The 9,097-nt window shown below is 71.3% G+C and carries 6 protein-coding genes; all 6 read left to right on the top strand.

Annotated features, from left to right (window positions below):
- The coding region (locus tag ON27_RS09540) for a peptidoglycan D,D-transpeptidase FtsI family protein (protein WP_043722740.1) at window positions 1-1,671 on the top strand (1,671 nt) is incomplete at its 5' end.
- 216 nt (window positions 1,672-1,887) lie between these two features.
- The gene (locus ON27_RS09545) at window positions 1,888-3,471 is read left to right on the top strand and encodes a UDP-N-acetylmuramoyl-L-alanyl-D-glutamate--2,6-diaminopimelate ligase (protein WP_051046385.1); all 1,584 of its coding nucleotides are present in this window, start codon (window positions 1,888-1,890) and stop codon (window positions 3,469-3,471) included.
- A complete protein-coding gene (locus ON27_RS09550; RefSeq protein ID WP_051046386.1) occupies window positions 3,468-5,006 on the top strand; it encodes a UDP-N-acetylmuramoyl-tripeptide--D-alanyl-D-alanine ligase in 1,539 nt (512 codons plus the stop codon). Before ON27_RS09545 ends, ON27_RS09550 begins: the two co-directional genes overlap by 4 nt.
- Window positions 5,003-6,079, top strand: coding sequence for a phospho-N-acetylmuramoyl-pentapeptide-transferase (gene mraY / locus ON27_RS09555; RefSeq protein WP_043722744.1), 1,077 nt, complete (start codon window positions 5,003-5,005; stop codon window positions 6,077-6,079). Before ON27_RS09550 ends, mraY begins: the two co-directional genes overlap by 4 nt.
- 47 nt (window positions 6,080-6,126) lie before the next feature.
- On the top strand, window positions 6,127-7,569 hold the full coding sequence (gene murD / locus ON27_RS09560) for a UDP-N-acetylmuramoyl-L-alanine--D-glutamate ligase (protein ID WP_043722757.1): 1,443 nt from the start codon (window positions 6,127-6,129) through the stop codon (window positions 7,567-7,569).
- A gap of 141 nt (window positions 7,570-7,710) precedes the next feature.
- Window positions 7,711-9,097: putative lipid II flippase FtsW (ftsW, locus tag ON27_RS09565; RefSeq protein WP_043722748.1), on the top strand; the 1,387-nt coding region annotated here is incomplete at its 3' end.

Genomic DNA, 9,097 nt, shown 5'->3' on the forward strand with positions numbered 1-9,097 from the left:
CGCACCACCCACCAACCGGACCCGGCCACGCGTGGGCCGATCACCGACCGCAACGGCAAGTCGCTGGCCTTCACCGTCTCCGCGAAAGCCTTGACCTTTCAACCGGTCCGGGTCCGCCAGGATCTGGCCGACGCCAAGGCCAAGAGCGACAAGGCGCCCGACCCGGACGAGCGGCTGCGCGACATCGCGCGCACCATCCACCAGAAGGTGAAGGACGCGCCGTCGGAAGCGGACCTGCTGGCCAAGCTGCGCAGTGACGAGTCGTTCGTGTACCTGGCGCGCAACGTGGACCCGCGGATCGCGAGCGAGATCACCGAGAAGTTCCCCCAGGTCGGCTCCGATCACCAGAGCCCACGGGTGCATCCCGGAGGCTCGCTGGCGGCGAACGTCATCGGCGCCACCGGGTGGGACGGCCACGGCACCGTCGGGCTCGAGTCCTCGCTGGACTCCGTGCTGGCCGGAACCGACGGTTCCTACACCTACGATCGCGGGTCCGACGGCGCGGTCATCCCCGGCAGCTGGCGGGACGAGCAGCCGGCGGTCAACGGGTCGGCCGTCGAACTCACCTTGGACTCGGACCTGCAGTACTACGTGCAACAACAGGTGCAGCAGGCCAAGGACGTGTCGGGTGCGGGCTCCGCCTCGGCCGTCGTCCTCGACGCCAAGACCGGGCAGGTCCTGGCGATGGCCAACGACAACACCTTCAACCCGGACCTGGGGCCGCAGAAGTGGGCCGACACCGACCTGAGCAACCCGTCGGTAACGGACGTGTTCGAGCCGGGCTCGGTGAACAAGATCGTCACCGCGGCCGCCGCCATCGAGTACGGCCTGACCGATCCGGACGAGGTGCACCAGGTGCCCGGCGCGATCCAGATGGCGGGCGTCACCGTGCACGACGCGTGGTCGCACGGCGTCGAGCCCTACACGACCACGGGCATTTTCGGCAGGTCCTCCAACGTGGGCACACTCATGCTCGCCCAGCGCGTGGGCGAGGACCGCTTCGCCGACATGGCGCACCGGTTCGGGCTCGGGCAGCGCACGGGCATCGGCCTGCCGGGCGAGAGCGCGGGCCTGATGCCCGACCGCGACCAATGGTCCGGCGGCACCTTCGCGAACCTTCCGATCGGGCAGGGTCTTTCGATGACCACGCTGCAGATGGCGGGCATGTACCAGGCGATCGCCAACGACGGCGTCCGCATTCCGCCCCGGATCGTGCGGGCGAAGATCGCGCCGGACGGCACGCGCACCGAGGAGACCCAGCCGGACGGTGTACGGGTGGTGAGCAAGCAGACCGCCGCCACGTTGCGGACGATGTTCCAGGCGGTGGTGCAGCGGGACCCGATGAACGCCAACCAGAACGGCACCGGGTGGCCCGCGGCCATCACCGGCTACCAGGTGGCGGGCAAGACCGGCACCGCGCAGAAGGTGGACCGGAATTGCCGGTGTTACTCCACGTCGTCGTTCTGGATCACGTTCGCGGGCATGGTTCCCGCGGACAACCCGCGATACGTGATCGGACTCATGCTCGACGCGCCGGTCCGCAGTTCCGACGGCTCCGGCGGCGGCTCGGTCGCCCCGCTGTTCCACAACATCGCCTCGTGGGCGCTGCAGCGCGACCGCGTGCCGCCGTCCCCGCAGCCGTCCAGGCAATTCGTCCTGCAGGCGGGGTGATCCGGTCACCCGGCCCGGCGCGCGGCGGGCGTGCGCGCCGCGGCCTCGCCCGGCGGCGTCCGGGTGCCGCGTGGCGCGGTCCCGGCCGGGTGGACGAACCCGTAGGGTGCGGTGGGCGACCTCCCCGCCCTTGCGATGGGGCGCATGGTCCCACCGTGACCGGTCGCCGGTAACCTGACACGTCGATCGATACCCCCCGAAAGGAGCCTGGTTTCTGTGCAGTCCGGTCAACCGAGCGCATTGCGGCCAGAGTATTCGCCGTCGACGCCGCTGGCGTCGCTGGCCGCCGTCATCGGGGCCGCGACGAGTCCCGATCCGGCCGCGGGCGAGGTGCCGGTCACGGGAATCGAGCAGCGGTCGGATGCCGTGCTCCCCGGGGACCTGTTCGCCGCGCTGCCGGGCGCCCGCGCGCACGGCGCCCGTTTCGCGGCGGACGCGGTGGCCAAGGGCGCGGTCGCGGTGCTGACCGACGCGGCGGGCGCACGGCTGGCCGGTCCGCTGCCGGTGCCGGTGCTGGTGCGGGAGCACCCGAGGGCGGTGCTCGGCGAGCTGTCGGCGACGATCTACGGCAATCCGTCCGAGCGGCTGCGCATCGTCGGGATCACCGGCACCTCCGGCAAGACCACGACCTCCTATCTGGTGGAGGCGGGCCTGGCCGCCGCCGGGCTGTCCACCGCGCTGATCGGCACCATCGAGACCAGGATCGGCGGCAGGCGGGTGCCGAGCGCGCTGACCACGCCCGAGGCGCCGCAGTTGCACGCGATGTTCGCGTTGATGGTCGAGCAGGGCGTGGACGCGGTGGTGATGGAGGTGTCCAGCCACGCGCTGACGCTTGGCCGGGTGGACGGGGTGCGCTTCGCGGTCGGCGCGTTCACCAACCTGTCCCAGGACCACCTCGACTTCCACGCCGACTTCGACGACTACTTCGCCGCCAAACGCAAGCTGTTCGAACCGGATTCGCCGGTCGCGGCGCGCACTGCCGTGGTCTGCGTGGACGACGAGTGGGGGCGGCGACTGGCCGCCGGGCTGCCGGACCCCGTCACCGTGTCGACCACCCGCGGCGCCGCTTGGAGCGTCACCGGCGCGGTGTCGGCGCACGGCGGCGAACAAGACTTCACCGCGGCGGGTCCGCACGGGGAAATCCCTGTGCGCCTGCGGCTTCCCGGCCACTACAACGTCGCCAACGGCCTGCTCGCGGTGGCGGTCTGCGCCGCGGCGGGCGTCGAACCGGCAGTCGCCGCGCCCGCGTTGGCGACCGTGGACGTGCCCGGCCGGATGCAACGGGTGGAGCGCGGACAGGATTTTCTGGCGATCGTCGACTACGCGCACAAGCCCGCGGCGCTGGAGTCCGTGATCGCCACGCTGCGTGGACATCTCGCGGCAGACACCGCGGGACGGCTGGCGGTGGTGGTCGGCGCGGGCGGCGACCGGGACGCGGCGAAGCGGCCGCTGATGGGCGCCGCGGGCGCACGGGGCGCCGACCTGCTGATCATCACCGACGACAATCCGCGCACCGAGGACCCGGCGGCGATCCGCGCCGCCTTGCGCTCCGGTGCGCTGGAGGTACCGGAGGACGAACGCGGCGAGGTGCGTGAGATCGGTGACCGGGCCGAGGCGATCGCGGCCGCGGTGGAGTGGGCGCGCCCCGGTGACGTGGTGCTGATCGCGGGCAAGGGACATGAGGCAGGGCAGGAGATCCAGGGCGTGAAGCACCCGTTCGACGACCGCGACGTACTCGCGGCCGCATTGGAAAGACGTAGTCCGCAAGGCAACCACGCGGAGGACTTGACAGTTTCATGATCGAGATGACACTGCGGGAGATCGCGGAGGTCGTCGGCGGCACGCTGCACGACGTCGCAGACCCGGAGGTGCGCGTGACCGGCTCGGTCGAATTCGATTCGCGCCGAATCGGTTCCGGCGATCTGTTCCTGGCCTTGCCGGGTGAGCGTTCCGACGGTCACGACCACGCGGGCGCGGCGATCGCCGCGGGCGCGGTGGCGGTGCTGGCGGCGCGGCCGGTGGGCGTGCCCGCCGTCGTGGTCACCCCGAGCCGGGGCGCCGTGCCGTCGAGTTCGGTCGCCTTGAGCCATGACTCCGATGGTTCCGGCGCCGCCGTCTTGACCGCGCTCGCCGCGCTGGCCCGCGCGAGTGTGTCGCGCCTGGTCGCGGCGGGCGGGCTCACCGTCGTCGGCGTGACCGGCTCGTCCGGCAAGACCTCCACCAAGGACCTGCTGGCCGCCGTCCTGACGCCGCTGGGCACGGTGGTGGCTCCGCCGGGTTCGTTCAACAACGAACTCGGTCACCCGTGGACCGCGCTGCGCGCCGACGCGAACACTCGTTTCCTGGTGCTCGAGCTGTCCGCGCGCGGGCCGGGGCACATCGCCGCGCTGGCCGAGGTGGCGCCGCCGAGCATCGGCGTGGTGCTCAACGTGGGCACCGCGCATCTCGGTGAGTTCGGCAGCCGCGAGGCCATCGCGAAGACCAAGGGCGAGCTGGTCGAGGCGCTGCCGCCGGCCGGGCTCGCCGTGCTCAACGCCGACGATCCCCAGGTCGCCGCGATGGCAGCGCGCACGTCGGCGCGGGTGGTGACCGTCGGGCAGGCCGCCAACGCCGAGGTGCGGGCCACCGACATCCGGCTCGACGACCAGGCCAGGGCCGCGTTCACGGTGCACACGCCCGCGGGCAGCGCCCCGGTGCGACTGGCCGTGCACGGTGAGCATCAGGTGGGCAACGCGCTTTCGGCGATCGCCGTCGCGCTGGCCTGCGGCGCCGACCTGGAAACCGCCACCGCGGCGCTGTCCGGCGCGCGCGCCGCATCCGCCCGCCGGATGGACGTGCGGACCACCGCGGACGGGATCACCGTCGTCAACGACTCCTACAACGCCAATCCGGACTCGGTTCGCGCGGCGCTCAAAGCGCTGGTGAGCATGGCGCGCGCGGGGGAGACGCCGCGGCGCAGCTGGGCGGTGCTCGGTGAGATGGCCGAACTCGGCGAGGAGTCCGTCGTCGAGCACGACGCCATCGGGCGGCTCGCGGTGCGCCTGGATGTCAGCCGGGTGGTCGTCGTCGGCACCGGAAGGCCCGCCCGCGCGCTGCACCAGGGCGCGGTGATGGAAGGGTCGTGGGGCGAGGAGTCGGTCCTCGTACCGGACATCGAGGCGGCGATCGCACTGCTGGACAAGGACGTCGCCCCTGGTGACGTGGTGCTGGTCAAGGCATCGAAGTCGGTCGGCCTGTGGGAGGTCGCCGAGCATCTGACCGACCCGGACGCCGCGCGCTCGCGCGGCGGCGCGGCGGACAACCGGGTGGGGCAGGACACGGAGGCAGCCCGATGAGACAGATTCTCTTCGCCGCGGCGATCGCGCTGACGGTCTCGATCCTGCTGACGCCGCTGCTGATCCGGCTGTTCGCCAAGCAGGGCTTCGGGCAGGAGATCCGGGTCGACGGTCCGGCCAGTCATCAGGCCAAGCGCGGCACCCCGACCATGGGCGGCGTCGCCATCCTGGTCGGCATGTGGGCCGGCTACCTCGGCTCCCACCTGATCGGCATCGGCTACGACGCGGACGGCCCGTCGGCCTCGGCGTTGCTGGTGCTCGGCCTGGCCACGGCGCTGGGCGCGGTGGGCTTCGTCGACGACTTCATCAAGATCCGCAAGCAGCGCAACCTGGGCCTGACCGCGGCGGGCAAGTACATCGGCCAGCTGTCCGCGGCCGTGATCTTCGGCTTCCTCGCCTTGCAGTTCCGCGGCGCGAGCGGGCTGACTCCCGCCAGCAGGCATCTGTCCTACGTGCGCGACATCAGCACGGTGACCATGGGCGTGGTCGTGTTCCTGGTGTTCGTCTGCTTCGTGGTGGTGGCCTGGTCCAACGCGGTGAACCTGACCGACGGACTCGACGGCCTCGCCGCCGGTTCGATGAGCCTGGTGCTGGGCGGATACGTGATCATCACGTTCTGGCAGTACTACCACGCGTGCGAGACCAAGCCCGAGGCCGGCTGTTACAACGTGCGCGATCCGCTGGATCTCGCCCTGGTCTGCGCCGCGGGCGCGGCGGCCTGCGTCGGCTTCCTGTGGTGGAACGCCGCTCCCGCCAAGATCTTCATGGGCGACACCGGTTCGCTGGCGCTGGGCGGCCTGCTGGCCGGGCTGTCCATCACCACCCGCACCGAACTGCTGATGATCGTCATCGGCGCGCTGTTCGTCGCCGAGACGGCTTCGGTGGTGTTGCAGGTCGCGGTCTTCCGCACGACGCGCAACCGGTTGTTCAAGATGGCGCCGTTCCATCATCACTTCGAGCTCAGCAAATGGGCCGAGACGACGGTGATCATCAGGTTCTGGCTCTTGGCCGCGATGGCCTCCGCTGTCGGGCTCGGGCTGTTCTACAGCGAATACCTCTCCGCGGTCGGGTGAACGAGATGGTCGAACATTCTCCGCGCGCGCTGCGCTCACCCGGGCCCATGCTCGAGTTCCTGCGCGGTCGCGACGTCCTGGTGGCCGGCTGGGGTGTGTCGGGACGCTCGCTGGTCGAGCCGCTGCTCGACATCGGCGCGCGTCCGGTGGTCACCGACGCGGGCGCCGCGGCCCTGGCCGAAGCCGCCGAGCTGGGGCTGGACGTGGCCACCGGCACGGAGCTGGAGAACGCCGACTGGAGCCGGTTCGCGCTGGTGATCACCAGCCCGGGCTGGCGGCCGGACTCGCCGGTGCTGGCCTCGGCGGTGGCCGAGGGCACGCCGGTGTGGGGCGATGTGGAGTTTTCCTGGTGGGTGGACCAGGCCAGGATCTACGGTCCGGTGCGCAAGTGGCTGGTGATCACCGGCACCAACGGCAAGACCACCACGACCCAGATGACCCACGCGATCCTGCGCGCCGCCGGAATCGCCAGCGTGGCCTGCGGCAATATCGGCCTTCCCATCCTGGACGCCTTGCGCCGCAACCCCGGCCCGCAGGTGCTCGCGGTCGAGCTGTCGTCGTTCCAGCTGCACTGGGCGCCGTCGGTGCGCCCGGAGGCGGGCGTCGTGCTCAACGTGGCCGAAGACCACCTGGACTGGCACGGCGGCCTGGACGCCTACGCCGCGGCCAAGGCCAGGGCGCTGGTCGGCCGGGTCGGCGTGGTCGGCCTGGACGATCCGGTCGCGGCCGCGCTGGCCCGCAAGTCCAAGGCCCGCCGCACCGTGGGTTTCCGGGTGGGGGTGCCCGCCGACGGCGAGCTGGGCGTGGTGGACGGCAAGCTGCTCGACCGCGCGTTCACCAAGGCCGCGATCCTGGCCGAGGTGGGTGACATCAGCCCGCCCGGGCCCGCGGGCGTCGCCGACGCGCTCGCCGCGTCGGCGCTGACCAGGGCGATCGATGTCGCTCCGCAGTTCGTGCGGGAGGGCTTGATCGAGCACCGGGTCGGGCCGCACCGCGCCGCGTTCGTGCGCGAGCTGGCCGGTGTCGATTTCGTCGACGACTCCAAGGCCACCAATCCGCATGCCGCGCGCTCGTCGATCCTGGCCCATCCGCAGGTCGTCTGGGTGGCCGGTGGCCAGCTCAAGGGCGCGCACGTGGAGGACCTGGTCGAGGAGGTCGCCGACCGGCTGGTCGCGGCGGTGCTGATCGGCGCCGACGCGCCGGTGCTCGCGGCCGCGCTGGCGCGACACGCGCCCGAGGTCCCCGTCGTGGAGCTGGTCTCGGGAGACGATGCAGGAATGGGTGATGAAGCGTCGAGGACCGCCGCGGCCGACGCCGTCATGACGCGGGCCGTGCGAGCGGCCGCCGGTTTCGCCCGCCGCGGCGACACGGTGCTGCTGGCCCCCGCCGCCGCGTCACTGGACATGTTCGCCGACTACACCCACCGCGGCCGCAGCTTCGCCGCGGCGGTGCACGCCCTGGAAGACGGTGACGTCGGACGGCGGCTATGACGGAATCGGCGCGGCGACGACGGGCGGGCCGGAGGGCGCATTGTGAGTTCGGGTGAGGGCACGCGTCGGACCGCGAAGGCGGCCCGCACGTCGGGTCAACGGCAAGTCGGCACGCAGCCACAGCGGGTCCGGGGATGGGGTATGGGTCCCGGCTCGTGGCTGGCACGGCCGCTCGCGTCGTTCCACCTGATCGTCACGATCGCCACGCTGTTGACCGCGCTCGGACTGGTCATGGTCCTGTCCGCCTCCGGCGTCGTGGAGTACGCGGAAGGCGGGTCGGCGTACTCCTTGTTCATCCAGCAGACGTTGTTCGCGGCGATCGGCGCCGTACTGTTCTATCTGGCGCTGCGGGTTCCGCTGCGCCTGCTGCGCCAAGCGTCGTTCCCGCTGTTCGCGATCTCGGTGCTGCTGCTGGTGCTGGTCCTCATCCCGGGTATCGGTACGCGCGTGCAGGGCGCGCGTCGCTGGTTGATATTCGGCCCGGTCTCGGTGCAGCCGTCGGAGATCGTGAAGGTGACGCTGATCGTCTGGGGCGCCCACCTGCTGGTCTCGCGGCGAGCGAGCGGTTCGAGTCTGCGCGACATCCTGGTCCCGCTCGTCCCCGCGGGTGTGCTGGTGTGTCTGTTGATCGTGGTTCAGCCGAACCTCAGCACCACGGTCGCGGTGGGCATCGTCCTGGCCGCTCTGCTGTGGTTCGGCGGCTTGCCGGTCCGGTTGTTCGTCACGATCGCGGTTTCCGGTGTCGTGGCCGCGGGCGTGCTCGCGATGTCCGCCGGTTACCGGTCGAATCGGGTCCGGTCGTTCTTCAACCCGGGTTCGGATCCGCAAGGGGACAATTATCAAGCCAGGCAGGCTCTGTATTCGCTGGCCGACGGCGGCATCTGGGGCAGGGGGCTGGGACAGAGCCGGGCCAAGTGGAGCTACTTGCCGAACGCGCACAACGACTTCATCTTCGCGATCATCGGCGAGGAACTCGGCTTCCTCGGCTGCGCGCTGGTGCTCGGGCTTTTCGCCTTGTTCGTCTACACGGGATTGCGCATCGCCAGCCGGTCGGCGGATCCGTTCCTGCAATTGCTGACCGCCTCGGCGACCACGTGGATCGCCGGGCAAGCCATGATCAACATCGGATACGTGGTGGGCCTGTTGCCGGTCACCGGATTGCAGCTGCCCTTGGTGTCGGCCGGTGGCTCGTCACTGGCGATCACGCTGCTCATGTTCGGCCTCATCGCCAACGCCGCGCGGCACGAACCGGAGGCGGTGGCGGCGCTGCACGCCGGACAGGACGGTCGCTTCAGTAGGCTGTTGCGGTTGCCCAAACCCGAGGTGTACGCGCCGGCTCGGGCCGGCGCGGCCCGCCGCGGCCGTGCGCCTCGACCGGCCGACCGCGGACCGTCGGCGCTGCCGCAGGGCAGGCGCGGGCGCTACGGCGCGGAACCGCCGCGGCGTCGCTCGCCGGAGAGCCGCGGCACCAGCTCGGCAACGCGCCACCAGGGCTTGGGAACCCAGCTATCCGGTCAACCACGCAAGA

This window comes from Nocardia asiatica NBRC 100129, from assembly GCF_000308415.1.
Lineage (GTDB): Bacteria > Actinomycetota > Actinomycetes > Mycobacteriales > Mycobacteriaceae > Nocardia > Nocardia asiatica.

Coding starts and splice junctions, on each gene's coding strand:
- ON27_RS09550 (WP_051046386.1), top strand. CDS start 3,468: ATGATCGAGATGACACTGCGGGAGATCGCGGAGGTCGTCGGCGGCACG.
- mraY (WP_043722744.1), top strand. CDS start 5,003: ATGAGACAGATTCTCTTCGCCGCGGCGATCGCGCTGACGGTCTCGATC.
- murD (WP_043722757.1), top strand. CDS start 6,127: ATGCTCGAGTTCCTGCGCGGTCGCGACGTCCTGGTGGCCGGCTGGGGT.